The organism is Stratiformator vulcanicus, assembly GCF_007744515.1.
Taxonomy (GTDB): domain Bacteria; phylum Planctomycetota; class Planctomycetia; order Planctomycetales; family Planctomycetaceae; genus Stratiformator; species Stratiformator vulcanicus.
The window spans coordinates 369,436-393,949 of sequence record NZ_CP036268.1 but is presented as its reverse complement, the minus strand read 5'-3'; the positions used below and the strand labels follow the sequence as shown (position 1 = coordinate 393,949).

The 24,514-nt window shown below is 59.8% G+C and carries 19 protein-coding genes; 14 read left to right on the top strand and 5 right to left on the bottom strand.

The genetic code is table 11. From position 1 onward, the window contains the following. Positions 1 to 49 precede the first annotated feature (49 nt). The 3 genes from Pan189_RS01450 to Pan189_RS01440 form a co-directional block, all read right to left on the bottom strand. On the bottom strand, positions 50 to 370 hold the full coding sequence (locus tag Pan189_RS01450; RefSeq protein ID WP_145362193.1) for a hypothetical protein: 321 nt from the start codon (positions 368 to 370) through the stop codon (positions 50 to 52). Next, on the bottom strand, positions 370 to 1,500 hold the full coding sequence (locus Pan189_RS01445; RefSeq protein WP_310820930.1) for a DUF1559 domain-containing protein: 1,131 nt from the start codon (positions 1,498 to 1,500) through the stop codon (positions 370 to 372). Before Pan189_RS01445 ends, Pan189_RS01450 begins: the two co-directional genes overlap by 1 nt. 128 nt (positions 1,501 to 1,628) lie before the next feature. Then, positions 1,629 to 2,645 carry a histone deacetylase family protein gene (locus Pan189_RS01440; protein WP_310820929.1) on the bottom strand — a complete coding sequence of 339 codons (1,017 nt, stop codon included), beginning with the start codon at positions 2,643 to 2,645 and terminating at the stop codon, positions 1,629 to 1,631. Positions 2,646 to 3,078: 433 nt separating this feature from the next. On the opposite strand from Pan189_RS01440, the gene Pan189_RS01435 reads away from it, so the two are divergent. The 7 genes from Pan189_RS01435 (at position 3,079) to Pan189_RS01405 (ending at position 11,861) form a co-directional block, all read left to right on the top strand. Continuing rightward, entirely contained in the window at positions 3,079 to 4,416 is a 1,338-nt protein-coding gene (locus tag Pan189_RS01435; protein ID WP_145362191.1) for a hypothetical protein, read from the top strand. 165 nt (positions 4,417 to 4,581) lie between these two features. Further along, a complete protein-coding gene (locus Pan189_RS01430; protein ID WP_145362190.1) occupies positions 4,582 to 7,203 on the top strand; it encodes a HEAT repeat domain-containing protein in 2,622 nt (873 codons plus the stop codon). 274 nt (positions 7,204 to 7,477) lie between these two features. Beyond that, entirely contained in the window at positions 7,478 to 7,843 is a 366-nt protein-coding gene (locus Pan189_RS01425; RefSeq protein ID WP_145362189.1) for an STAS domain-containing protein, read from the top strand. Between the two features lie 98 nt (positions 7,844 to 7,941). Beyond that, complete coding sequence (locus tag Pan189_RS01420; RefSeq protein WP_310820928.1) at positions 7,942 to 9,042, top strand: LOG family protein; 1,101 nt, start codon at positions 7,942 to 7,944, stop codon at positions 9,040 to 9,042. Between the two features lie 102 nt (positions 9,043 to 9,144). Beyond that, positions 9,145 to 9,759: a hypothetical protein gene (locus Pan189_RS01415; protein ID WP_310820927.1), complete on the top strand. Its 615-nt coding sequence runs from the start codon at positions 9,145 to 9,147 to the stop codon at positions 9,757 to 9,759. A gap of 62 nt (positions 9,760 to 9,821) precedes the next feature. Beyond that, positions 9,822 to 10,814, top strand: coding sequence for a DUF1559 family PulG-like putative transporter (locus Pan189_RS01410; RefSeq protein WP_310820926.1), 993 nt, complete (start codon positions 9,822 to 9,824; stop codon positions 10,812 to 10,814). Positions 10,815 to 11,057: 243 nt separating this feature from the next. Beyond that, complete coding sequence (locus Pan189_RS01405) at positions 11,058 to 11,861, top strand: H-X9-DG-CTERM domain-containing protein (protein WP_310820925.1); 804 nt, start codon at positions 11,058 to 11,060, stop codon at positions 11,859 to 11,861. Positions 11,862 to 11,879: 18 nt separating this feature from the next. Here the strand turns inward: Pan189_RS01405 and Pan189_RS01400 are convergent, their stop codons facing one another. Then, positions 11,880 to 12,560 (bottom strand): hypothetical protein, encoded by a 681-nt coding sequence (locus Pan189_RS01400; RefSeq protein ID WP_145362185.1) that lies wholly within the window; start codon positions 12,558 to 12,560, stop codon positions 11,880 to 11,882. 477 nt (positions 12,561 to 13,037) lie between these two features. On the opposite strand from Pan189_RS01400, the gene gad reads away from it, so the two are divergent. From gad to odhB, 5 genes are all read left to right on the top strand, one after another. Then, on the top strand, positions 13,038 to 14,429 hold the full coding sequence (gad, locus tag Pan189_RS01395; RefSeq protein ID WP_145362184.1) for a glutamate decarboxylase: 1,392 nt from the start codon (positions 13,038 to 13,040) through the stop codon (positions 14,427 to 14,429). Between the two features lie 437 nt (positions 14,430 to 14,866). Continuing rightward, entirely contained in the window at positions 14,867 to 17,062 is a 2,196-nt protein-coding gene (locus Pan189_RS01390) for a peptidase domain-containing ABC transporter (protein WP_145362183.1), read from the top strand. Continuing rightward, the gene (locus Pan189_RS01385; protein WP_310820924.1) at positions 17,028 to 18,512 is read left to right on the top strand and encodes an HlyD family secretion protein; all 1,485 of its coding nucleotides are present in this window, start codon (positions 17,028 to 17,030) and stop codon (positions 18,510 to 18,512) included. The genes Pan189_RS01390 and Pan189_RS01385 overlap by 35 nt, the downstream gene beginning before the upstream one ends. Positions 18,513 to 18,689: 177 nt before the next feature. Then, entirely contained in the window at positions 18,690 to 20,510 is a 1,821-nt protein-coding gene (locus Pan189_RS01380; protein WP_145362182.1) for a TolC family protein, read from the top strand. A gap of 114 nt (positions 20,511 to 20,624) precedes the next feature. Further along, positions 20,625 to 21,905: a 2-oxoglutarate dehydrogenase complex dihydrolipoyllysine-residue succinyltransferase gene (gene odhB, locus Pan189_RS01375; protein WP_145362181.1), complete on the top strand. Its 1,281-nt coding sequence runs from the start codon at positions 20,625 to 20,627 to the stop codon at positions 21,903 to 21,905. A 143-nt stretch (positions 21,906 to 22,048) separates the two neighbouring features. Here the strand turns inward: odhB and Pan189_RS01370 are convergent, their stop codons facing one another. Then, entirely contained in the window at positions 22,049 to 22,411 is a 363-nt protein-coding gene (locus Pan189_RS01370; protein ID WP_145362180.1) for a hypothetical protein, read from the bottom strand. A gap of 196 nt (positions 22,412 to 22,607) precedes the next feature. Here Pan189_RS01370 and Pan189_RS01365 point away from each other — a divergent pair, with 196 nt between their 5' ends. Next, positions 22,608 to 24,014 carry a sulfatase family protein gene (locus Pan189_RS01365; protein WP_310820923.1) on the top strand — a complete coding sequence of 469 codons (1,407 nt, stop codon included), beginning with the start codon at positions 22,608 to 22,610 and terminating at the stop codon, positions 24,012 to 24,014. A 238-nt stretch (positions 24,015 to 24,252) separates the two neighbouring features. Beyond that, positions 24,253 to 24,513: an acyl carrier protein gene (locus tag Pan189_RS01360; protein ID WP_310820922.1), complete on the top strand. Its 261-nt coding sequence runs from the start codon at positions 24,253 to 24,255 to the stop codon at positions 24,511 to 24,513. Position 24,514: the final 1 nt, after the last annotated feature.

Genomic DNA, 24,514 nt, shown 5'->3' with positions numbered 1-24,514 from the left:
CGAGCCGTCGCGTGTGATCCCGGTACCGGGCGGGCATCATCGGTTGCGATCAAAGCTCGTTCTGCGCGTCGAGCATTCTTCGAGACTCCGCCATCGCGGCTTGCCAGTCGCCCGCCTCTGCCGTCTCAACGATCGAATTCAGCCAAGCGGCTTCCCTCTTTGTAATCGAGCCTTCGTTCAAGTCGGACTCAATGGTGCCCTGTACGGTCTCGAGTTGGTTCTCCGCCTTGAGGTCACAAATCGTGTGCAGTCCCCGCGCGATCTCATAAGCCCGGGGACCGAATTCGGGATAGCCGCAGCCGGCAATCGCCGACGTTGCGAACACGGCGGCGCAGAGGAAAGCCGCCGAGCGAGGGTGACCGTTTGTCATTAAAAGACGCCTCCGACCTCGCCTTCGCCGATGCTCGATAATTCGGCAAACAATCGCAGGCTAATATTCTCGCTGATGAACTGCACCGATCCGTCACCCATGCAGACTTGGCCGCCACCGGTATGTTCGGAAAACATCTGACCGACATGTAGCGTCGGGAAATTAATCGGGTGAATGATCGGATTGCCGAAGGAGTCGACCTCAGCCCCGGAAGGACCGGCGTGCACGAGGACCAATGTTGCGGCTCCGTCGGAATCGTTTTCCGTGGCATCGACGAAGGGCGTCGTCCCGGCGCCCGGCGGCACGCCGACCCACGTCTTGTCACTGAGCTTTGATGAGTGCTCGCCGAGGAAAATGGTGTTTGACGTGCCGTCGGTCACATCTCGCATCCGCGTTTTGGAGTTCCGATAAAACGGGCCGTCGGCGACGCGTGAGACGTCGCCCGCCGAATTGATCGACTCGACCCGCGCCCCAGGATCGCCGGGATTGAGTGAGGCACCGGGGTCAAAGGCGATCGCCCCCGGCCTGAAAACATTCGTGGAAGCCGCGGCTCCGCAGCCGCCCCAACATGATTCCTGACCGTGACTGGCGACGTAATGGCTGCGACCGACTTCGATGGTCGATCCACCGATCGACAGGTCGACCCGCGGATCGCCTTCGGAAGCCCGAAGCTCTTCGATCCGGAAGGACGCATCGCCGCCGGAGGAACTGGGGCAAAGGAACACGGGGAGCCGCGTTCGGATTGCAGCGGCGTTCGCCGGATCCCACATGTTCCGATCGAAGTCGAGATTGGCCGTGACCGTCGATTGCTCGAGGTAGGGAAGCAGCATCGCCCCCCAACCCCATCCGGGGCCGGTGTTGAAGGTCGAGGTGTCGCCGGCGAGGAAGCCCGGAGCCGACCCGCCGCCGATTGACGCGTAATCGTCCCAAGTCACGTAGCCGGAGGGGAATACGGAGTGCGCCCCGTGGTAATTGTGTAGGGCGAGCCCCAATTGCTTCAGATTATTCTTGCACTGGCTTCGCCGCGCGGCTTCGCGAGCCTGCTGCACGGCGGGCAGTAGAAGGGCGATCAGAATCGCAATGATTGCGATCACAACCAGAAGCTCGATCAGTGTGAATGCCCGACGCACGGGAGACCCCTTTAATACGTTTTGATGGATCAAAACCTTTGTTTGGTTTACCCTCAACTACGGCAAAGGTCAACAGAAAATCGCCTCATTTTGAGGCGATTCGTTTCAGCCAAGCGAATGCCTTCGGCTCAGCCCACGAGAGCGCGGAGATGCGCGATGTAACTCTCGCCAAGCCGCTGCAAGTGATAGCCGCCTTCGAGCAGACTGACGATGCGTCCGTTGCAATGCCCGCCGGCTGCATCGGCAACGATTCTAGTCAGTTCCGCGAAGTCCTCTGTCGTCAGGCCGAGCGAACCGATCGGATCGTCCCGGTGCGCATCGAAGCCCGCGCTGATCAAAATGAGATCGGGTTGGCCCGCGTCGATCGCTCTTTCGATGACCTGCTCAAACTCGGACCGATATCTCTCCCGCGAGATGCCGAAGGGGAGCGGAACGTTTAGTGTGGTCCCCAATCCGCGGCCGGTGCCTGTTTCGTCGAAGTCTCCGGTACCGGGATAGAACGGCGAGCGGTGCAGCGAGGTGAACACGACGCCGGGGTCTGCATAGAAAATCTCTTGCGTCCCGTTGCCGTGATGGACATCCCAATCGACGATCAGCACTCGTTGGCAGCCTCGGGTTCGAACCGCATGCCGCGCGGCGACGGCGGCCGTGTTGAACAGGCAGAAACCCATTGCAGCCGCAGGCCTGGCGTGATGCCCGGGGGGCCGGACGGCGCAAGCGGCGCGGCGCATCGGGCCATCAAGGACACAATCGACCGCGGCGATGGCGGAACCGGCGGCGAGACAGGCCACGTCGAACGAATCGCCGCTCATGACGGTGTCGGGATCGAGCCGGCCCCCGCCTTCGGCTGCGACCGTCCGGATGGCTTCAACGTAATCTCGATCGTGCACGGCGCTGAGTTCGTCGACCGTCGCGTGGCGAAGGGGCTCTGGGACGAGCGTGATGTCAGTCGCCGGATCGCTGACGGAGCGTGTCTCGTCGCTTGGCGTCCGGATCAATCCGGCCGCTGCGATCGCCTGTTCGATCGCGGCGATACGGTCAGGCTGTTCGACGTGAGGTTCGGTGCGATGTCGGCGGAAATCGTCCCCGCCGAAGTAGGCGATGCGGCGGCGGGCGGGCGGGGGCTGCCTCATCGACTGCGGCATCGGGTGCTCACTGATCAGATTGAAATTAGTGACAATGTGATTGGTTCAAGTCGATATTGGTCGCGATTGCTCGCCGGTCGTCGCCGTAAGTCGGCGGGTCACTGGCGGCATTGCCGAAGGAACTGGCACGACTCTTTTGATCGGACCGCCCCCCATCGGGTTCGGTGATCTGGCCGGGCAAGCGAAAGTCGTCGGTTGACAGCCTGTTTTACTCGACGATAGCCTCATCCATCATACATCTTGTGTCCTAACACCAAGTGGTTCTGCGCCGCCGTTCGAATGTTGGGGCGTTGCGTTGAAATTCGTAATGACTCTGGCGGATTTGGGCGGTGATGTCGCTGTTGCATTTTAGTCGCGGGGCGAATCGGGCGTCGGGGGGCGGTCGTTCGGCTGCGTTGCCGGTCTCGGATCAATTTCTCAGGACGTGCACCCGGTGATTTTTCAGCGACTGCAGCAAACCTGCAGGTATCGTCCACAACTTCGGACGATTCTGTCGGGAATCCTCTTTTCGGCCTGTCTGGTCGGGTCCGCTGCTGCGCAGCAGTCGTTGCAGAACAATCCCAAATTCCGCCCTGAAAAACCGGCCCCCGAAGCGATCGGCTTGTACAAACCGATCGATCTCTCCCGCAGAGAAGAACTGCCCAACGACCTGGCCGACCAATTGCGGGGCAAAACTCCGGTCGAACAGGTCGACCAGATGTACAAGTGGCTGCGACGCAAGGGCTACAGCCTCAAGATCAACAATACGAATCTCAACAACGCGGCAGATCGCGAGATACTCAAGCTGTGGGCGATCTGGCGGGCCGCCTCACTCACGGCCCAGAAAGAGCCCGAAGAGATTCGCGATCAGGCCGACGACCTCAGAAACGAACTCAAGCGGGCCGGGTCGACCTTACCCGCAGGACCAGGCCAACAGAAATTTCGCCAGGGTTTGTTCGATCTGCTCATCCCCGAACTCGCCGCTGTCATGGACAATTCTATGGCCGTCAGGCTGCAAGCGGCGCTGACGCTCGGCCAGATGGACCTCAAGAGGCCCGGGACCGGCCTACCGGTCACCCCGCCGATCACGTACTCGAAGGCGGCGCTACCGCTGATCGACGTGATTGAGGACCCAAAGCAGCTTGAACCCGTCAAAGTCGTGGCGACGCGAATGATCGATCGGCTCTTCACCCACGCGGCCACGTTACCGGCCGCCGAAAAACTTGCGGCGGCTGATGCACTTACGGCAGAACTGGCCAAGCCGAACACTTACTTCTGGTATCAGATGGTATTGGCGGATGCCCTCGCTTCGCTCGACCTGAAGTACAACCGCGATCGCAAACCGGTCGTGCATGACGCATTGGTCAAGGTCGTGGGCGACAATAAACGATACTTCGCGGTTCGCACCGAGGCGGCCAAAGCCCTGACGCGCATCCCGCTCCCCGCGGAGGCCGACCCGCAGGCCATCGCTCGCCTGATTCATGATTTAATGAAAGAACTCGTGAACGCTTATCAGGCGAATCCGAACAATCCCCTCTGGAAGCCGCTGATCGTCAAGATGGACCAAGTGTTCCACGCGGTCGATGAAATCGAGTCCGACGACCTGCCGGTTGATTCGCTGCTCGCTTCGCGTGATGCCGCGATCGCGACGCTCGGCAAAGTATTCGAACCCGTCTTTGTCTTTGTTCTGACGGATGGAAACAATGGCCAACGGCTCCCGCAAAATCTTGTGGATGCCGTAAACGAAGATGTGCTCGGCGGATCAGGCAATCCGGTCACCTCGCAGCCGTAAGTCGCGTCCGAAGTTCGACTTGGCGTCGGCGGCCGATTCTGTTACCGACCCCCTCTCCACTCATTCCTATCGCCTTTCGGCGTGACGACAGCGTCCTTACATCGGACGGTTTCGACCTGTCTGCAAGTCTCCCTTCCCACTGCCATTGGCCGACACGGTTACTCCGTGCGTGATCCTGCGAAGAATTTAGTATCGCGTCTGCTCGCGGCAATATTGCCTGCGCTGCTATCCGTCTGTGCCGGCTGTCAGAACGTGACAACGTTTCCGCCGAAGTCGTTCCATCAGGCATTCCGCCCGGCTGAAACGTTGCCAGAGCAGGACGACCCAACGACAGAACAGGCCGAATCGACGGCCAAGCCGGGCGATCATTCAGACTCGCTCGAAGCCGTTGATTCCGAACTCGTCGACGCAATCTCGAAGTCAGAGTGGCGAAACCGATCGCTCCTGGATCACCCCCCGATCGACGACGGCCCCAACTATGTGTGGATCGTGAGCGACCCATCGCCACGCGGCGCGGGTGTCGCGCGTCCGTCGGATCACGATCTGTTCTCACTGGCATCGCACTCAGGACCGGCTCAAGCAGCCGCGGCGGTGCGACTGGCCCGCCGATTTTCGGCTCTGGAATCAGATTCGAAATCGGACCCGACGTTTGATGGAGATCGTACGGAAGAACTGGTGGCCGCACTTAAACGAATTGTGTTCGAGGCCCAGCCGATCGACTCAAAAGGAATACTCCCCGGCCCGCCCGAAGACCTCAGTCCGAGGCCGCCTTTCAATAATCCTGATGACTCGCTGGATCAAATTCCGCTGCGGGCCGCGGCGGCTGAGTCGTGGTGCGTGCTGCTCGCCGCGTCGGGTTCACCGCGTCAAACTCTGCAACCGGCGGCTCGGGCGCTAACCGACGATTCATTGCCTGCAGAGGTGCGGGCCGCGTTACTGCGAATGCTGAGTCACGAGATTCGACCCGAACGCATCCGCGCCATCGATCAATTCCTGACGCTCGAGGCCGAAGAGGTCGCCGTCGAGCTTCGCCGCGCTGCGGTGGAAGCCTGTTGGATCGATGCGGTCCGCACGCGGGCCCGTCGCTCGCAGACCGATCAACCGAGTGCAGACATCTTTGAACCTCATGATTGGCCGGTCGGGTTGGAGCACGCCCGCTTCGACCCCGATCCGAAGGTCCGCATGTTGCTGGCGGAATGGGCCGTAGCCGCCGGGTCGCCCGAGACGGCTGACATTCTAAACGGCCAGTTGCGCGACCGGACCCACGAAGTTCGATCGCGAGCGATCGGACTGCTGGCGAAGCTCAACACACCACAAGCGCGTCGGCGGTTGAATTCGCTCGCGGGCGATGACACCGAGCCGCAGCAAGACGCAGCGGTGAGAGCGCTGGCCCATTTCGGCGCCACCGAATTGGTCCCATTTGCCGGCTCTTCGAAAATGCGAATCCGACGTTCGGTCGCTGAAGCTCTGAGTACGCTCTCTGATGATCCCGTCGCGGCTCGGCTGGCGACCGAATTGATCCTCGATCGGGATCACCGCGTGCAGTCGGCGACGGCCCATGCACTCTCGGAGTGGCCCGCCGAGGCCGCCGTCCCGGTGCTCCTTCGAGGACTCTCCTCACCGCTGCTCAAAACACGTCGGCAGTGCCTGGCGACGCTCCGCGAAAAAACGGGCTGCCGCGATGGCTTTCCGCTCGAAGGCACGCTCGAAGAGCGGGAAGAGGCGGTCGAACGACTCGCGAGGTCACACGGGTGGGTCACCTCGGCCTTCGAATTAGCAGTCCTTTCGAGGCCGAACGCATCAGCGGCGAACAGACCCGATGTCGATCCGGCGGCGTTGCAGCTCGCCCGCATTGCTTGTGATCTTGACGGCGATCTGGTCGCGAAGCGAACGGCGAGGCAGGATCTGCTCGCCATCGGTCCGACCGCGACAGTGGCGGTCGAGCACCTCCTCACGACCGGCGACTCGGACATCAACCGGACCGACGCAATTGAGATTCTTGCCGAAGTCGATCCGGTCTACGCTGCGTTGCAAGCATTGGGTTCTTCGGACGTTCTAATCCGCCGAGCGGCCATGATTCGTCTCGCGCGATCGGCCGCCGGGAGATCACTCACGCCGACCGCCGCGGGACTACTCTCTGAGCATCTGCAGTCCGAACCGGATGCCGAAGTTTGGCGCGCAGCGATGCTGGCGATCTCACAGGAGGCGTCCCCCGAGGCCGAACAGATTGTGCTGATTGCAGCCGGGCATCGCTGGCACGATGTCCGACGGATGAGCTGCGACTATGCCGTCCGCCATCGCCGCCCTCATTTCGCACGATGGCTGATGCCGTTGCTGGCGGATTCGGATGCAACCGTCCGAAGCTCGGCGGCCCGCGCGTCCGGCATGTGCGGAAATCCGATCTTGATCGAAGGCACGGCCGGGGCGGCCGGTTGCGTCGATCTGCTCTCCGATCCCGACAGCCAGGTCCGACTTCAAGCCGCTGCCGCGCTCGCGCGGTTCGACGACCCGCGGGGCACAGCCGGGCTGCTGCGGGCTGCGCGGACCGGAACGAGTACGGCACGCATCGAAGCCATTTCGGTGATTGCGGAAGCCGAATCAGTTGGCGTTGTTCCGGAACTGATCCGAATTTGCTGGACCGAACGCGACCGCCAGGTGTTGAGCCATCTGCTCGATACCGTCGAATCGCTCGTACCGAAAGCGGAACACCCGACCGCCGCGCGGGCCGCCCGCAGCGATCACGAACGCCAGGCCGCATGGTCGGACTGGTTGCAGTCGCGAGCCTAGAGAAGGCCGCCACCATCGAGCGACTCGCGGGGCAGGACGCTCGACGTTGTTGCTCGGGCGTCTCAGAGGAATCGCCGTTCGGCCGCTCAATGCCGACGCTTCGATTCCCCGCAGACTACGAATTGCGTGGCAACCGGCTACACTGTTTGGTCATCGAATAAAACCGGGCGGCGTCGGCAGCGGAAGAGAGCCAGGGCCGGATGTCGCCTCAGTGAAAAGCCGACAGCATCGCCAACAGCAATGTCAGTCGGGCTTCAGCAGACAGGATCGCCTTATGCCGGACGGTCAGGAAGACTTTCGCCTCGAATGGCACGGTAACGCCGTGGTCATCATTCCGACCGGCGACGTCGAATCGATGCGGTGGGATTTGATCGAACAGGCCGCCGACGTCGTGATGGAGCCGCTCGCCGATCACGCGGTGCCGATGGTCGTGTTCGATTTGAGCGAGATCGACTACTTCGGCAGCGTGTTCCTCGCGCTGATGATCCGCTGCCACAAATTCGTCCGCAGCAAAGGCGGCGAAATGGTGCTGTGTGGAGCGACGCCCAAAGCCCGCGAACTGCTGCACGTCACCGCCCTGGACACGATTTGGGCGATCTACGACACCCGCGAAGAAGCCCTCGAAGCCGTCGGAGGTTGAGCACCCTGTTTTGGGCGCAGGGTTGAGAGTTGAGAGATGAGTGGCGAGAGTCTCGCTTAGGAAACCTCTCAACGCTCAACTCGAACCTCTCCATCGACATGGCCGTCGACAAATCCAAGCAGCCCGGCAGCGATCCAAAACGGACCTCTCAGTCGACTTCGCGTCCCGACGTCTCTGAAACGGACGTGATGCCGACCGAGCACGCCGAAGTGCTCGACGAGCGCGACGGATTGGTCGAAGAGCTCAAAGAGACGGCCGATAAACTCGACCGCGACGGAGCAACACGTGGCGACCTGAAGATCCTCAGCCGGGCGATGCGCGAGCTGCGATACGCGTTTAAGGTCTTTACGCCTTATCGCCGGCGCCGCAAAGTGACGGTCTTCGGCTCCGCCCGGACGCCCGAAGATACTCCGCTGTATGAGCACGTCGTTGAGTTCGGCCAAAAGATGGGTGGCCTCGGCTGGATGGTGCTGACGGGGGCCGGGCCCGGTGTGATGGAGGCCGCCAACGTGGGGGCGGGTCGCGGGATGTCGATGGGCGTCAACATCCTGTTGCCCTTCGAGCAGGAAGCCAATCAGGTGCTGCGCAACGATGACAAGCTGGTCCACCTGAAATATTTCTTCACGCGAAAATTGCTGTTCGTCAAAGAGGTACACGCCGCCGCGCTCTTTCCCGGCGGGTTCGGAACCCTCGACGAAGCGTTCGAAGTCTTAACGTTGGTGCAAACCGGCAAGCGCGACCTGATGCCGCTGGTCTTAATCGATGAGCCGGGCGGCTCGTACTGGAAGAACTGGAAGAAGTTCATCGAAGAGGAGCTCTTAAACACCGGCATGATTTCGCCGGAAGACATGGACCTGTTTAAAGTCACCGACGATATTGACGAAGCCTGCGGCGAAATCCTGAGCTTCTACTGCGTCTACAACAGCATGAGGTACGTGAAGGGAAAATTAGTCTTAAGACTGCATCTCGAGCCGTCTGACGAGTTGGTGGAACGTCTTAATGTCGAATTCGCCGACATCGTCGAACGTGGCCGGATTGAAAAAGTCGGGACGCACCCGCTCGAAGCCGATGATGCTCACCTTGCCGATCTCCCCCGGCTGCAGTTCCGCTTCAATCGCAAATACATCGGACGCCTCCGGCAAATGGTCGATGTGCTCAACGAGGAATTAGGTGCCTGTGCGCCCGAGTTGACGGTATAATTATTCACTTCAATCGAGCGGCACGTCACCGCGAACAGTTGCTTCCATCGGCTGTGAATCATGATTGTCGAGTATCCGTCTTTGGCCCCGATATTCGCGGGGATGCCGTCGATCACGTTCACCGAAATCGCGCGGCTGCGACTTGAAGCGATTTCGTTCTTTCTCGTGGTCTTTCTCGCCTGCGCGGGCGTGGTGATGGCGATCTGGAACGGCTTCCGAAAAGAAATCCCGACGCTGCCGCGGCTGAGTTATTTCAAAGCCGTCGGCCTCACGACAATTTGGGGCATGCTGTTTCTACTCGTGCTGACAATGATCAGCGGAGCGCGGGAATTAATGACCCCCGGTGCCTGGAAGCGTGACGGCTGGACGCACAAGCTGGCGACGCCCGATGAAGCGGAGGCTATGAAAACGCCGTTCGCTCAGGAACGTCGCGATGCGCTGCATCGCGTGCGCTCCGCCGTCCGCGAATTCGCCGCGACCAACGACGGCCGGCTGCCGACCGATGAAGACATCGACGCCATGGACGATGTCGACTGGACGATGCCGGGGGCGGGGTTGAGCCGGCTGATTGTGATTGGCGCGGAACTCGCCGCCGATGAGCCGACGCGGCTCTTGGTTGTCGAACCGGAAATCTATGACGAAAGGTTCGGAATTTCCGTCGACGGGAACATTCGAGAGGTCAGCGACGAGCCGATCTTCAAGGGGACTTCGCCGTGACCGACGCAGAAGCCCCGCAAATTCGCCCGCGACATAGGTGGTGGATCGCGGTCGGTCTAATTGTGCTCGGCCTGCTCGCCTGCGCCGGATTTGCATTCCCGCTTCAGATGGCCTTAATTTTGTCGTTCGGCTGGATTCTCTTTCTTCGCAGGACGCTTCCTGAAGTCGACTTCGACCTCGTTGGCGGAATCATCGCTGTCATCGCCTTGGCCGGGATCGTGGTCGGTGTGCATCTCACAGCACGTTGGCTTTCCAAAGCAACGCCTGATCAGAACGGGCGGCGGCGTACGGCTTGGCCGCTCGGCCGATCTCTCGCCGTTGTCGGTCTGGTCGTAATCATGTTCGCCTCCGGGACCGCGGCGACGGGCGTGGTGCATCAAACCGGCTGGCTGATATCAGCACCGGAGCCGCTGCTCGGTTACAACTCAATCCGTGAAAGCTCATACATATCCCAATCAAAAAACAACCTAAAGAACATCGTGCTAGGAATCTATAATTACGCCGACACGCACGATCAACAGCTTCCGCCGGGCGGACTTTATCACTCCGACGGACGTGGGCGACACGGTTGGGCGACACTGATTCTTCCGTATATTGATGAGCCGATTCTCTATGACCAACTGGACCTCTCGAAAGACTGGGACTCCGGCGAAAATCGAAGACTTCTGCAAGAATCGATAGGGACATATCGAACTCCACTGACATTCGGCCCGGCTGACGTCGCAGACTACTTCAGCCATTACGCGGCCAACGCGCGCGTGATGGGGGCCGACCGGCAATTAAGACTTCAAGAAATCACCGATGGCACAAGTAACACGTTGCTCATCGGGGAAGTCACGCAGAATCTGCAACCATGGGCGTCACCCCATAATTTTCGCGATCCGACACTCGGTCTCGGCACGCATCCGTGGGGTTTTGACGGGCCGTGGGAGCGAGACATCTGCCAATTCGCCATGGCCGACGGTTCGGCGCGGGAAATTAACGAGGACATCGACCCGGAAGTCCTCCGGCGGCTGGCTCTCCCGAACGACGGCGAAGAAGTCGGCGATTATTAAATGAGGCCCGGTTTCATGTCTCTTCGCCGCATCGTTCTTAGTCTCGTCGCGTTTACGGGATTACTTTTCGTTCTTAATTGTGCGGGCCTGAAGTTTCTCGTCGAGTTATGTTATTACCTGCCGTTCGGCTGGGTGTCGCATTTACGTCGCGAGCTTTCAGGCGGAACGAAAAGTATCGAGCTTGGATCAACTGTCTTTGCATTAATTCCTCCAATCTTATTTTCCTTAGTGGTCGCGATAATAATGCGATTGCGGGTTGCAAAAGATGGCCGGTTGCGAACGTTATTCGTTCCTGTTCTCGGGGGTGCGGTCTGTTTTTTGATTGCGGGCTGGGCGGTAACGGGAATTGCCGAACGCACTGCGCTGCTCGCATTTTCCTCCGAAGACTCCCTGGAGAATCGTTTTGAGCTATATCGACAGCGGATGTACTCGCAAGACAAATTAACGGCCATCGGGAAAGCGATTACTCGAAGCAACCGCCAATTGCCGCCCGGGGGCGTCTTCGACTCACAGGCCCGCGATCCGCGACCGTGGACGGTGCACGTTCTCCACGATTTGGCCGCCCCCCCGGTTTCTAGACGCGCGCGGCAAATCAGTGAAGACTTATTAAACGCGACGCGCCGGGATAACTTTCATAAGTTGAGCGACAAATTCCAGGAACAATCGCTGCCGGTTTATCGCATCGACAATTACGAACCCACGGGTGCCGCCGAGCCGTCTGTGATGCACTTTGCCGCGAATGCCCACTTCATGGGAGCTGATCGCTCCGTTTCGCTCCGGCCAGAAGATGCTCGCAGTGCGAATAAGTTGCTGGTCGGCGAGGTTCGGTCGAACTTTCAGCCGTGGCACTCCCAGCGAAACTTTCGCGACCCGCTGCTCGGCATTAATAGTCACACATGGGGCTTCGGCAGCCCCTGGCAGGATTTTGACAGCTCGCCCGGTTGTCAATTCCTAATGACCGACGGCTCGGTCCGCTTTATTAGTGAGGACATCGATCCGGACGTACTTCGGCAACTGTCGGTCTTTGGTAAAAGGTGGCAACCCTAAAGTGACCAAGCGGCCCTTTCACAATTCCAGCTTCTGCCAATCGTAACGTTCCCGCCATGCGGGGTCATCGCGTGCGTATTCCTGGAACGCGGTCGTGAGGGTCGCGAGGTCGGTTGTGAAGGCTTGGAAGTGATTGTCGAGGTTGTCGACCTGGTATTCGACGACGTATTGATTCGACTTGACGATGGCGGCTTGAAAATAGGTTCCGTCGCGGAGTTCGTAGATCACGAATGAGTCGGGATCGTTCTTCATCGAGCCGAGTGCCTCGGCGATTTGCTCATCGGTCGCATTACTAATGGCCCGCTCATCATTAATGATGAGTCGTGATCGCGGCATCGCAGCCAATCGCGGCGGGTCGATCACATCGGGAATTTGCGGATCGAACATGACGAGGTCGTGCTTCGCGGCCAATTCAATCAAGGCCGGGTAGATCTCTTCGAGGTGGGCGAATCGGATCGAGACCGAAACGAGGCGGGCATTCGCCGTCGGCCCGGCGGCCCAGGGGTAGTCGCCGATCGCCTCGGCGGGGCAGTCTTCCAGCGGCGGGTAGCGGGAGGTGAGTTCGCGAAAGAATGCCGCTACGCCGGGAAACCCTGGCGCAGCGGTCGGGTCGCCCTCGATGAGTCGCCCGAAGACGTCTTCGGCCTCAGCCGCGGTGAGTAGTCGATCGGAATACCAAAGGCTGACATCGTAATTCATGCCGGCTCGCTCACGTTGCTGACTCGTTGCGGTCGTTCATCGCGATTTATCATTCGCGATCGTCCGGGCGTTGCAACGCACCGCTCCACGAGCGCGGCGGCTTCGTATTTGGCAGGTCCGGCCTGATGAGGAGCGCAACCACCCTGGTTGTGGTAGAGGATTTGGTGCACCGCCTCTTTTCACCCCGCCGGTGGGTGGGGCCTTCGGGCTCCGCTCATGCGGCGGATGTTGCCGCGGCAAACTGTCGGGCGCGTCCGATTTTTCTTTCTTAATTCCGTCCTCTCAACCTCTGGCAACGCAACGACAACGACACAACTGCGATCATCCGGCGGCAAGCGTCATTGTCGCGTGTGACGACCGCGCGTGACGACGTTGACCGGCGAATCCCATTCGACCCGGCGGCGCTGGTATTCCCGCCGTGTTCCGCGCAACAATCGCGACGGAATCACGCGGAGATCACGATCGGGTTTGTCGACAATGCTGCACGAAAACAAAGCAAACGACGCGGCCGGAGATACGGAGCTGACCCCCGTTTACGGTCGGCGGGCGATGGACTCGGCGATCCCCAAATATGAACTGCCGCAAGGGGAGCTTGATCCCGAGACCGCCTACGATCTGATTCACGATGAGCTGATGCTCGACGGCAATGCGCGGCTCAACCTGGCGACGTTCGTGACGACCTGGATGGAGCCGCAGGCCGAAAAGCTGATGGCCGAAACGTTCGATAAGAACATGATCGACAAGGACGAATATCCGTTCACGGCGAAGATCGAAGAACGCTGCGTCAATATCGTGTCACGGCTGTTTCATGCCCCGACCACCGGCGTCGGTGCTTCGGCGATCGGGTCGTCCGAAGCCGTGATGCTCGCCGGGATGGCCTTCAAGTGGAGGTGGCGCGAGCGGCAAGCGGCGGCGGGGAAACCGACCGACCGCCCCAATATCGTGATGGGCAACAACGTGCAGGTCGTGTGGGAGAAGTTCGCCCGCTACTGGGAGGTCGAGCCGCGCTACATCGAGATGGAGCCGGGACAATATGAGATCACGCCGGAAGCGGTCCTTGACGCGATCGATGAAAACACGATTTGCGTCGTCGCGATCCTCGGTGTGACCTACACCGGCGCGTTCGAGCCGATCGAAGACATTCACGCGGCGCTCGTCGAACATCATGCGAAGACCGGTTTGGAAATCCCGATGCACGTCGATGCGGCCAGCGGTGGTTTCGTCGCGCCGTTTCTGCAGCCGGACCTGATGTGGGACTTCCGACTGCCGCTGGTGAAGTCCATCAACGTCTCCGGCCACAAATACGGTCTCGTTTACCCGGGCGTCGGCTGGGTGGTGTGGCGCTCGAAGGAAGAGTTGCCGGAAGACCTGATCTTTCACGTGAATTATCTCGGCGGCGACATGCCCACATTCACGCTGAACTTTTCCCGCCCGGGCAATCAGGTCATCGGCCAATACTACAACTTCCTGCGACTCGGCCGGGACGGTTACACGAAGATCATGGAGTCGATGCGGGAGACGGCGGTCTATCTGTCCGGCGAAATTGAAAAACTGGGGCCGTTCGAATTGCTTAGCCGTGGCGACACAATTCCGGTGTTCGCCTTTATGCTGAAGAACTCGCAGACCTATACGGTGTTCGACCTGTCGGACAAATTGCGCGAGCACGGCTGGCAGGTCCCGGCCTACACGATGCCGCCGAAGGTGGACGACCTGGCCGTGCTGCGGATTTGCGTTCGCGAAGGTTTCAGTCGCGACCTCGCCGACATGCTGCTAGCCGATTTGAAGTCCGCCGTCGCTCATTTTGAAAGCCAGCCGGGGTACCGTTCGCCGTATCAGGATCGGCAGGGAAAAGTTCATAAGAACTGCTAGGCGACTTGCTTGAAGGAAGTCCGCTCACGCGTCGCCATAATCTTTGCCGCCGACAGGCACTGCGAATACGAAGTACTCCCGCGTGTGCAAACCGATCGCTGGGTCGATTGCCCTGAAGTGAACTGCCAGGTGTGACGATGCTTATACGACAGAGGATTGACGACACGCAGTTCGCATATTATGCTTCGCAGGTCGTCGATCGATTGAGGTATTGGTAAATTTCCCCATTATGGTGAGGGCCGTGAAACGGCGATGCCGAACTTGAAATTATCGCCCTCCGAATTGACTCCTTGGGAGCCCAATCACCCTCTGCCGATTTCTTTGACGCGCGCTCCGTGTAGAAATCGGTAGTTCCACGGCCACGATCCGCACTTGCCGGCACGGCAACCTCCCTCCTTATCGTGTCGGAGACAGACCCCTAACCGATCCCGGTCGACATGAGCAGCAATTCTCGATTCTCCTCGGGGCCGATCAACGGCAGCAAGTCGCTCGGTTCGGAAGAAATTGCCGGCTTGTTTGACGATCTCGCGCTCGAACAGCACGAGGCACTCGACCGTTCAAAGACGCGGCTGGCGGTCAAAGAAGCGATCGAGCGGTGGGGAACGCAGAGTGATTCAGACACGTTTCAGGCGATTGTCGAAGCCGGCCGCAGCCTGGGCTTTCGATGTCAGATCGTCGATTGCACGTTCGCTGAGATGAAAGACATTGCGGCGAAGGGCGGGAATCTGATCGTACCGACCGGGCCGCACGGGCAGTGGACTCTCATCAAAGGCATGAAGAAGTCGAAGTTCGTGCTTGTCGACATCAGTGAGGGGCACGAAGAGTCGAAGGCCAGCCCGTCGGTCTTGAAGTCTCAGTTGAGAAGTGCTGCGACGGCCGAGGTTCGCTGCTGTCTGGTCAGCCACCCACACATGTCGAACCCTTTTGCGGACCCTTCAAGAGCCCGAACGCCGTTCGGACGTTTGTGGGCAATCCTGTCGCCGGAGGCCTCGGACATCGCGATCATCGCGGTCTTTGCCGCGATGACGGGCCTGCTGGCTTTGGCGACACCGCTGGCGGTCGAGACGCTCGTGAGCACGGTCGCGTTCGGTCGGTTGGTCCAGCCGATCGTGATCCTCTCGTTGATGCTGTTCGCCTTTTTGGCGTTTTCTGCGGCCCTGCGCGCCCTGCAGACCTTTGTGGTGGAAGTGATTCAGCGGCGGTTGTTCGCGCGGGTTACAGCCGATTTCGCATTTCGGCTGCCCCGCACGGATTTCGAAGAAAACAACGGAGCCGTCACCAAAGAACTGGTCAACCGGTTCTTCGATATCGTGACCGTGCAGAAGGTCGCGGCGAGTCTGCTGCTCGACGGCATCTCGCTCGTCTTTGGAGCGCTGATCGGGATGTCGGTCCTGGCATTTTACCACCCGTGGCTGCTGGGCTTCGACGTCATGCTGTTGGCGTTGATCGCCTTTGTTATTTTCGTCTTGGGCCGCGGCGCGGTTCAAAGCAGCATTGCCGAGTCGAAGACGAAATATAAGACCGCCGCATGGCTGGAAGAGTTGGCCGGTTGCGGGGTCTCATTTCGATACGCCGGCGCCGCCGACTTCGCGCTCGATCGAGCCGACCAGCTCGTCAACAAATACCTGACGGCCCGGAAGAAGCACTTTCGCGTGCTGATGCGGCAGATTCTGTTCGCACTCGGGATGCAGGCCGTCGCAAGTACCGTGCTGCTCGGCCTGGGAGGGTGGTTGGTCATGACCGGCCAATTGACGCTCGGGCAATTGGTCGCCGCCGAATTGATCGTGACGGTGATCGTGGGCGCGTTCGCCAAGCTCGGCAAACATATGGAGAGCTATTACGACCTGCTCGCCTCGGTCGATAAGCTCGGCGTGCTGTTCGACCTGCCGATGGAACGGCTCGACGGTGCTCAGAGCATGCCTTCGGAATTGGCGGCTGAAATCGAGTTTCACGGGGTCACTTGCACCGATTCACATACGAAAACGGGGCTGACTTCGTTCTCGCAGGCGATTGAAGCCGGGGAGCGACTGATGATCGAAGGGGCGGATGCCCATGGCCACAGCATCCTGCTCGACCTGATCTACGGCATGAGGACGCCCTCGAAGGGGCACGTCTCGATCGACGGCATGGACCCGCGCGACATTCGACCCGACGTTCTGCGCCGCAGCGTGGCACTGGTCCGCAAACCAGAAATCTTCCACGGCTCCATCGAAGAAAATGTCCGGATCGGTCGACCTGATGTCTCGGTCGGCGACGTCAAAGCAGCCTTGCACGCCGTCGGAATGCTCGATGAGGTACTGAGCCTGCCGGACGGACTAAAGACCGATTTGCACGAAGAAGGCGCTCCTTTGAGTAACCGGCAGGTCACGCTAATCGCGCTGGCCCGTGCCATTGCGGGGCATCCGCGCCTATTATTGATCGACAGAACTCTGGACGCGCTCTCCGACGCCGGTATCGAATCGGCCATCGGAGCAATCCTCGACTCTGACCATCCTTGGACGGCGATCGTTGTGACCGGTCGCGAACAGATCGCCGCACAGGGCACCCGACGCCTGACCATCGGCGAAGCCGAATCACGTTTCCAGTTGGAACAACACGATGGCCACGACCACAATTCCTTCGACCGAAACTGAAGTGAACGGGGAAGCGCCCCCGCGGTCCGGGATGCTCCTTCCGGTCGCCTATAGCGATGCGCTCATGCCTTCGCTCCGCCTGACGAAAACCTCGGCAAGAATTCGCCGGATCGCCAAGGTTCTGTTCGCTCTGTTGAGCGCCGCCATCATTTGCATGGCCGTCGCACCGTGGCAGCAATCGGTCTATGGCAGCGGCAACGTCTTCGCCTATGCCCCGGGGCAACGTCAGCAGGTCATTCAGTCGCCAATCAAAGGCCGGATCGCCCGGTTAGGTGAGGGAATCTTTGAAAATGCGAGAGTGAAGAAGGGGCAGTTGATCGCCGAAATCCGCGATCTCGACGAGTCGTATGCCGATCGGCTGCAGAGCCAGCTTGATCAGAGCAAGCTCTCGCTTGAATCGGCGAAGACACAATTGCGGGCCAACACGGCCGCGCTCGAAGCCGCGAAGACGGTGGTGGAATCGAGTGACGCTCAGATTCGAGCCTATCGCTCCGTCAAAGAGCAAACGATCGCCGCCCAAGACGCCTACGTCATTATGGCGCAGCGCAAAGTGTCTGCCGAAGAGCAGCAGCTCGCCGAATACAAGGCGGCGATCCCGCAATTAGAAGCCCAGCTCGATCGGATCAAGACCCTTAAGGAAGAGGGCAACGTTTCGGTGCTGAAGTACGAAGAGGTGAAACGAAAAGTCGGTGAAGCCAAGGCCAAAGTCAGCCGGGCCGAAAACTACGTGGGGGCCGCCGAGTCGGAATTGATCGGCAAGCAACGGGAACGGACGGCGAAGATTGAAAAAGCCCAAGTTGATATCGACTACGCAACCGCGACACTGCGAAAAGCCAAGGGTGATGTCTCCAAAGCGGAGGGCGCCGTCGCCAAAGCGGAGCAGGAAGTCAATAAGGCGGAGCAAGAGCTTCTTAAGATGCAGACCGACGTGTCGCGTCAAGATAACGGAAAAGTGTTAGCCCCGTTCGACGGATTTGTGGTGAAGATCATCCCGAATATGGGGACCGCCGTACTGAAACAAGGCGATCCCATCTGCACCATCGTGCCGGAGACGACCGACCGGGCCGTCCAAATCTGGCTCGACGGCAACGACGCTCCGCTCGTTGAACCGGGGCGACACGCGCGGCTGCAATTCGAAGGTTGGCCCGCCGTTCAGTTCTCTGGTTGGCCCTCCGTTGCAGTTGGAACCTTCGGCGGCGAAGTGATCTCGATCGACGCCGTCGACAACGGTCGGGGGCAGTTCCGCGTGTTGATCCTACCCGATCCGGATGATGTACCGTGGCCGGACGAGCGGTTCCTGCGGCAGGGCGTACGAGCGAATGCCTGGGTGCTACTCGACCGTGTTCCGCTGTGGTTCGAAGTCTGGCGCCGCCTCAACGGATTCCCGCCCGTGTATGACGCGGACATGAAGACCGAAAAACCGAGCAAGCCTCCCAAAATCCCCAAATAGCCAAGCGGACTTTGGGAAGACTTTACGCATCGCGTCGGCAATACGCTCCGACAGATACACGTCCGCGGGGAAGCCCCTACCGGTGAAAGGCGGTTTGAGTCGTACAAGCTGGAGCGTCGACAATATTGATACAGACGCCGCCGTACGACTTCCCGCCTGAAACCTGTGAGATCGTGGATGTTCCGAATGAAAGGACTTTGCGCGATCGCGGTACTCCTTTCGGCCGGAGGATGTGCCTGGACGCAATCGCATTGCGTCGAAACGTCTCAGCGCGTCACCGAAGCTCCCACGGTAGTTGCTTTGGAGCCGGACGCTTCGAAGACGGGCGCTTCGAAGACCGGCGCTTCGAATACGGGCGTTTCTGAGACAGTCGCTTCAAGGACCATCACTTCGGCGGAGACCGCCGATTCGGCGGCGCGATCAGATTTTAATGTCGACGCCATCGTCGACCGTGCGATGAAAAAATCGGACGAATCGGAATCGGGTGAAGAAATTCGGCAGGCTCAATTCACCCTGCAACCTGTTCCGCCGCTGCCGAGTCCGAGTCCCGAAAATGATTCGGATCGCGATCCTGCAACGCAAGACGACGCGGATCAATCGGATACATCGGACGGCAAGACCGACGGCGCTGCGCTCGATCAATTTTACGGAGAGCAATCGGAGTCGACACTGAACCTGGAAGAGGTCGTGGCTTCGGTTTATCACACGTACCCGATGATACGGGCGGCCCGGTTTGGCCGGAACGTGGCGGCGGGAGCAAACCTGGCCGCGGCCGGCGAGTTCGATCTAAAACTTAAAGCGGCGAGCGAGAACATGCCGCTCGGCTTTTATAAAAACTACCGGCAGCATATCGGTTTGGTCCAACCGCTCTTCACGGGGGGCGAGGCGTTCGCCGGCTATCGAACCGGACGAGGGTTCTTCCAGCCTTGGTATAAAGAGCGACAGACAGACGACGGCGGTGAATTCAAAGCCGGCCTGGCCGCCCCGCTGTTAAGAAACAGAGAGATCGACGATCGCAGAGCCGAACTGTGGCGAACGCAATACGATCAACTCATCGTGGAGCCCGAAATTCACGCCGAGCTAGTCGGGTCCGTACAGGAAGCCTCGTACGCATATTGGTACTGGGTCGCCACCGGAGAGAAGTATAAAATCGCGGTCAACGTCCTTAAGTTGGCGGACGACCGGACCGATCAACTTCGCCGACAGGTTGAAGAAGGCCTACTCGACCCCCCTGTATTAATTGACAATTTAAGACTTGTTTCCGAGCGCGAGGTCAAGCGGGCCGATGCCGAACGGAAACTTCAACAAGCCGCTGTGAAGCTGTCGATCTTTTTAAGAGACGAAATCGGCATGCCGATCGTCCTTGGCCCGGAAGCGGCGCCAATCTTTCCCGAGCCGAAGCCGATCGATGCTGAGAACGTGATCCTCGATCAGGAGGTCGCGCTGCGGCAACGTCCGGAACTGGAAATATTGCGGCTGACCCGTCGGCAGTTAAATGTCGACATGGCTCAGGCTCAAAACGATTTCCAGCCGAATCTCGATACGATGGTTGTCGGTTCGCAGGATGTCGGACTGCAGGCGTCCCGGTCGATCGATGACAAGGGAGATTTTGAACTTGAAGCCGGCCTGTTTTTCGATCTGCCGCTGCAGCGCCGTAAGGCTCGCGGAAAGATGGCGGCCATCGAAGGTAAGATGGCGCAGCTCTCCGCGAAACAGCAGCTTGTCGCCGATAAAGTCGTCGCCGATGTGCGGGCGGCTTACGCGGGACTGATCTCGGCCTACGAACAGGTCGAGCAGGCGCAGGACGCGGTCGAATACGCGGAACGGCTCGCCCAAATCGAGCGCCGCAATTTTGAACTCGGCCTGTCCGACCTGTTGAAAGTGACGCTCCGCGAGCAGTACGCCTTCGAAATCGCCGAAAAAGCCGTCGATGCGTTGCTGCTCTACTATCTCGCCGCGGCCGATCTCAGAGCCGCCCTCGCCGCCGACCATCCGTAAGCCCACCACCTGCAAAACGTGGTTGCCCTTCACCCGCTGCGGTGGAGTTGCGCGGGCGGTTCGGGCACAATCGGGGGGTCTTCGCGTTCTGTCCGCAAAATCCGAAAGTCAGTGATGCCCGTCGAAGTGAAGATCCCGCAAGTCGGGGAGTCGATTACGGAAGTCCAAATCAGCGCTTGGCACGTCGGCGAGGGGGACTACGTCGAAGTTGATGACGATGTCGCCGAGCTTGAGACCGACAAAGCGACGGTCGAGGTGCCTTCGCCAATCAGCGGGAATGTGGTCAAACTTCTGAAGCAGGCCGGGGAGATGGCCGAGATCGACGAGGTGATCGCGCTGATCGAAGAAGCCGAAGCGCCGGCCGAATCAGACAGCGGCGGTTCGTCCGATCCGGCACCGCAAGCCGCTTCCTCGTCCGATTCAAAAGGCAGCGGCGCATCGACGCCGCCCCGCGAATCAGAACGGATCGTCATGCCGGGGGCGAAGCGCGAACTCGCCGAGCGCGGCCTGTCGGCGGAGGAAGTCCCCGCAACCGGGCCGGGCGGACGCCTCTTGAAAGAAGACGTGCTGCGACACGGACGGGGTCCGGCGCGGACATCCGACGCACCGTCGCGGTCGACCACTCCGACCCTGCCGTCTTCGACGAAATCGGATCAAGCCCAGTCGTCCGCCGCGTTGTCGAAGCCGACGGGCGAACGCACCGAGCGTCGAAAAGCAATCAGTCCGATCCGCCGCCGAATCGCGGAGCGATTGGTCGAAGCCCAAACGAACGCGGCATTACTGACGACATTCAACGAAATCGACATGTCCCTCGTGATGTCGCTGCGGAAGCAGTTTCAGGACGACTTCGTCAATCGATATGGCGTGAAGCTCGGCTTCATGTCGTTCTTCGTGAAAGCAGCCGTCGACGCATTGCGTGAGATCCCCCAGGTTGGTGCTCAGATCGACGGCAACGAACTCGTTTATCAGAATTACTGCGACATCGGAATCGCGGTCGGCGGCGGAAAGGGATTGGTCGTGCCGGTCCTGAGAAATGCCGAACAGATGGGCTTCGCCGAAATCGAAATGAAAATTTCCGATTTCGGCCGACGCGCCAAAGAGAACAAAATCGATCTCGAAGAGCTGTCCGGCGGCACCTTCACCATCACGAACGGTGGCATCTACGGCTCTTTGCTGTCGACGCCGATCGTCAATCCGCCCCAATCGGGCGTCTTGGGGATGCACAACATCGTCGAGCGGCCGGTGGTCGTCGACGGGCAGGTCGTCGCCCGACCGATGATGTATATCGCGCTGACTTACGATCACCGCGTCGTCGACGGCCGGGAAGCGGTAACCTTCCTGAAACGCATCAAAGAGACGATCGAGCATCCCACGCGGATGCTGATTGAAGCGTGAGAGAGCTGTCAGCTCTCGGCTCTCGCGATTTCGGGACCGGGGCGCAACGAACGGCCTATCAATAAACAGAGCGGACACCGCCTGGGTGCCCGCTCTGTGAGTCAGTTCTGAAAGTGACGGCGAGAGTCGGCAGGAAAGTCGCCTTACTCTTCCGGATCGGTTCCCGGCAGCTTGCCTTCTTCGATCAGGTCACCGAAGGTCTTGCCTTCAACCGAGCTGTCCATCGACTCGATCGCTTCGAGAGCTTCGGTGATCTTCTCGACATCTTTCTCGTTCTTTTTGCCCAGCTTCCCCTTCAGGGCCGAGCCGTAGTCGTCCAGATTTTTCTTCGACTTGCCGTAGTGGCAAACGCCGCACTTGTTCATCTTGGCTTCGGCTTGCAGAGCCGGGTATTGCTTCGGAAATTGCTTCATGTACTGCGGGCGGGCTTCCGCCTGCGGGGCAGCCAGAAGGACGAGAGCGGCGAGCGCGACGCCCCCGGCCAGAATGTTACGCAGCGTGTTCATCCCAAATTCTCCAGTTTCCGTGCTTGTAACGAGTTGGGGACCCGCGGCAAGGAGGGGAGGCGGACAGAAGGTTTGTCCGACCAGTCTCCGGGGTCGCTTGTGTTCGGTGCGAGCGTCACATCAAAATCGCTGCACCTGTCGGGGCCCTTATTAGAGGTTGCCGCTCAACCAGTGTCAACGGTCTGCTGAGACCACGATGAAATTCCTCAAAGCTCTGCCGATCGCCATGTTCCGAAATACCCCAGCCTGCCTGACCGTTATTCTCACACTCGGCGTAACCTTCGCCGTTGGGTCAGGCGAAGCACGGGCTGAATCGCGGGCAGAAAAGCCCAACATCCTTTTGATCCTCTCCGATGACCAAGCCTGGACCGACTACGGCTTCATGGGCCACACCGTCATCCAAACTCCTCGGCTCGATCGACTCGCTTCGGAATCGGCCGTCTTCCCGAACGGGTACGTCCCCACGAGTCTCTGCCGACCGAGCCTCGCCACGCTGATCACCGGTCAGTACCCGCACCAGCACGGCGTCACCGGCAACGACCCGCCCAAGGGCACTTCGCGGGGTGAAATGGTTGACTTCGTCCGCCACTGCCCCCGCCTGCCGGAGCTACTCTCCGACGCCGGCTATGTCTGCCATCAGTCGGGAAAGTGGTGGGAAGGTCATCACTCCGAAGGCGGCTTCACCCACGGCATGACGCAAGGCGATCCCGAGCGTGGCGGCCGGCACGGCGATCAGGGCCTCAAGATTGGCCGCGAGGGCATTGAGCCGATTGAAAACTTCCTCGACGAAACCGCCGGTGAACCGTTCTTCCTTTGGTATGCGCCCTTTCTTCCCCACACGCCTCACAATCCGCCGGGGCGACTTCTCAGGAAGTATCGGACGCCCGGCCGTGAACTCGGCGTCGCGAAGTACTACGCGATGTGCGAGTGGTTCGATGAATCTTGCGGCCAAGTCCTCGATGCCCTCGATGAACGCGGCCTGACCGATAACACCATCGTTCTTTACGTTTGCGACAACGGCTGGATTCAACCCACCCCCGACAAAAAAACGGCCAACTGGCGGCACCACTTCGCCCCCAAGTCGAAACGCAGCCCCTACGATGCCGGGCTCCGCACACCGATCATGGTCAAATGGCCCGGCCACGTCGCGCCGGCCCGCTACGACAGCCTGATCAGCTCACTCGATCTGCCGGTCACCGCGCTGAACGCCGCCGGCCTTGGCGTCCCCGAAGAGATGTCGGGCGAAAACCTGCTCGAGATTATTGACGATAAGGGCAAGACCGATCGCGATGCCGTCTTCGGAGCCGTCTACACCCACGATCTCAGATCGCTCCGAGACCCGACGCAGGGCCTGCTCACCCGATGGTGCCGGATGGGCGATTGGAAACTGATCATCCCCGCGACCGAAGACTCCGTGTCGACCGGGGACAAGCAAACCGCCTCCGGCACCACCCTCACCGGCGAGACCGAACTCTACAACCTCGCCGAAGACCCCGACGAAACGACCAACCTCATTGGCGATCACCCGGAGAAGGCCGCAGCCCTCCGCGAGCGCATCGAAGACTGGTACGCCCCGCGCTGGCCGAAAGACTGGCAGGAATAGCGACGATGCGTCTCTGATCGCTGTTGCGATCAAGGGAACACGGCTCAGGCCGCAAGTTTCGAAAACGCAACATCTCGTGTCATTCCTTGATTTCGGTAGCCGCGAAAGCCCAATCGGTCGATGTGCGGCAAGACGTCCCGCACCATTGGAAACCGTGCGGTAGGGTTTCGAAGAACGGGCGGCTTGCGGCTGCATGTCGGCGTGCCCGTCATTCACTCGAAATATCCGGAATGGGCCAATGCAAACCATCGACGACCTGACCGTTCGCGAATCGATCCGCGCCTTTGTCTACGAGCAGTTTCCGCTCGCGCGGCAGCAGCAGTTGTCCGACGATGCATCGTTACTGCAAAACGGGCTGATCGATTCCCTCGGCACGCTTGATGTCGTCGCCTATATCGAGACCGAATTCGACCTCATTTTGGACGATGAGGACCTCGTCTCCGACAATTTCGAATCGATCGACAAGCTCGTCGAGTTCGTGATTTCCAAGCGAGTCTAAT

Bases quoted from the DNA above. Each gene is read 5' to 3' on its own strand.
- Pan189_RS01365 (WP_310820923.1), top strand. From the start codon at position 22,608: ATGAAATTCCTCAAAGCTCTGCCGATCGCCATGTTCCGAAATACCCCA.
- Pan189_RS01405 (WP_310820925.1), top strand. From the start codon at position 11,058: ATGCGATTGCGGGTTGCAAAAGATGGCCGGTTGCGAACGTTATTCGTT.
- Pan189_RS01425 (WP_145362189.1), top strand. From the start codon at position 7,478: ATGCCGGACGGTCAGGAAGACTTTCGCCTCGAATGGCACGGTAACGCC.
- Pan189_RS01400 (WP_145362185.1), bottom strand. From the start codon at position 12,560: ATGAATTACGATGTCAGCCTTTGGTATTCCGATCGACTACTCACCGCG.
- Pan189_RS01370 (WP_145362180.1), bottom strand. From the start codon at position 22,411: ATGAACACGCTGCGTAACATTCTGGCCGGGGGCGTCGCGCTCGCCGCT.
- Pan189_RS01380 (WP_145362182.1), top strand. From the start codon at position 18,690: ATGTTCCGAATGAAAGGACTTTGCGCGATCGCGGTACTCCTTTCGGCC.
- odhB (WP_145362181.1), top strand. From the start codon at position 20,625: ATGCCCGTCGAAGTGAAGATCCCGCAAGTCGGGGAGTCGATTACGGAA.
- Pan189_RS01440 (WP_310820929.1), bottom strand. From the start codon at position 2,645: ATGCCGCAGTCGATGAGGCAGCCCCCGCCCGCCCGCCGCCGCATCGCC.
- Pan189_RS01415 (WP_310820927.1), top strand. From the start codon at position 9,145: ATGCCGTCGATCACGTTCACCGAAATCGCGCGGCTGCGACTTGAAGCG.
- Pan189_RS01385 (WP_310820924.1), top strand. From the start codon at position 17,028: ATGGCCACGACCACAATTCCTTCGACCGAAACTGAAGTGAACGGGGAA.
- Pan189_RS01450 (WP_145362193.1), bottom strand. From the start codon at position 370: ATGACAAACGGTCACCCTCGCTCGGCGGCTTTCCTCTGCGCCGCCGTG.
- Pan189_RS01390 (WP_145362183.1), top strand. From the start codon at position 14,867: ATGAGCAGCAATTCTCGATTCTCCTCGGGGCCGATCAACGGCAGCAAG.
- Pan189_RS01360 (WP_310820922.1), top strand. From the start codon at position 24,253: ATGCAAACCATCGACGACCTGACCGTTCGCGAATCGATCCGCGCCTTT.
- Pan189_RS01420 (WP_310820928.1), top strand. From the start codon at position 7,942: ATGGCCGTCGACAAATCCAAGCAGCCCGGCAGCGATCCAAAACGGACC.
- gad (WP_145362184.1), top strand. From the start codon at position 13,038: ATGCTGCACGAAAACAAAGCAAACGACGCGGCCGGAGATACGGAGCTG.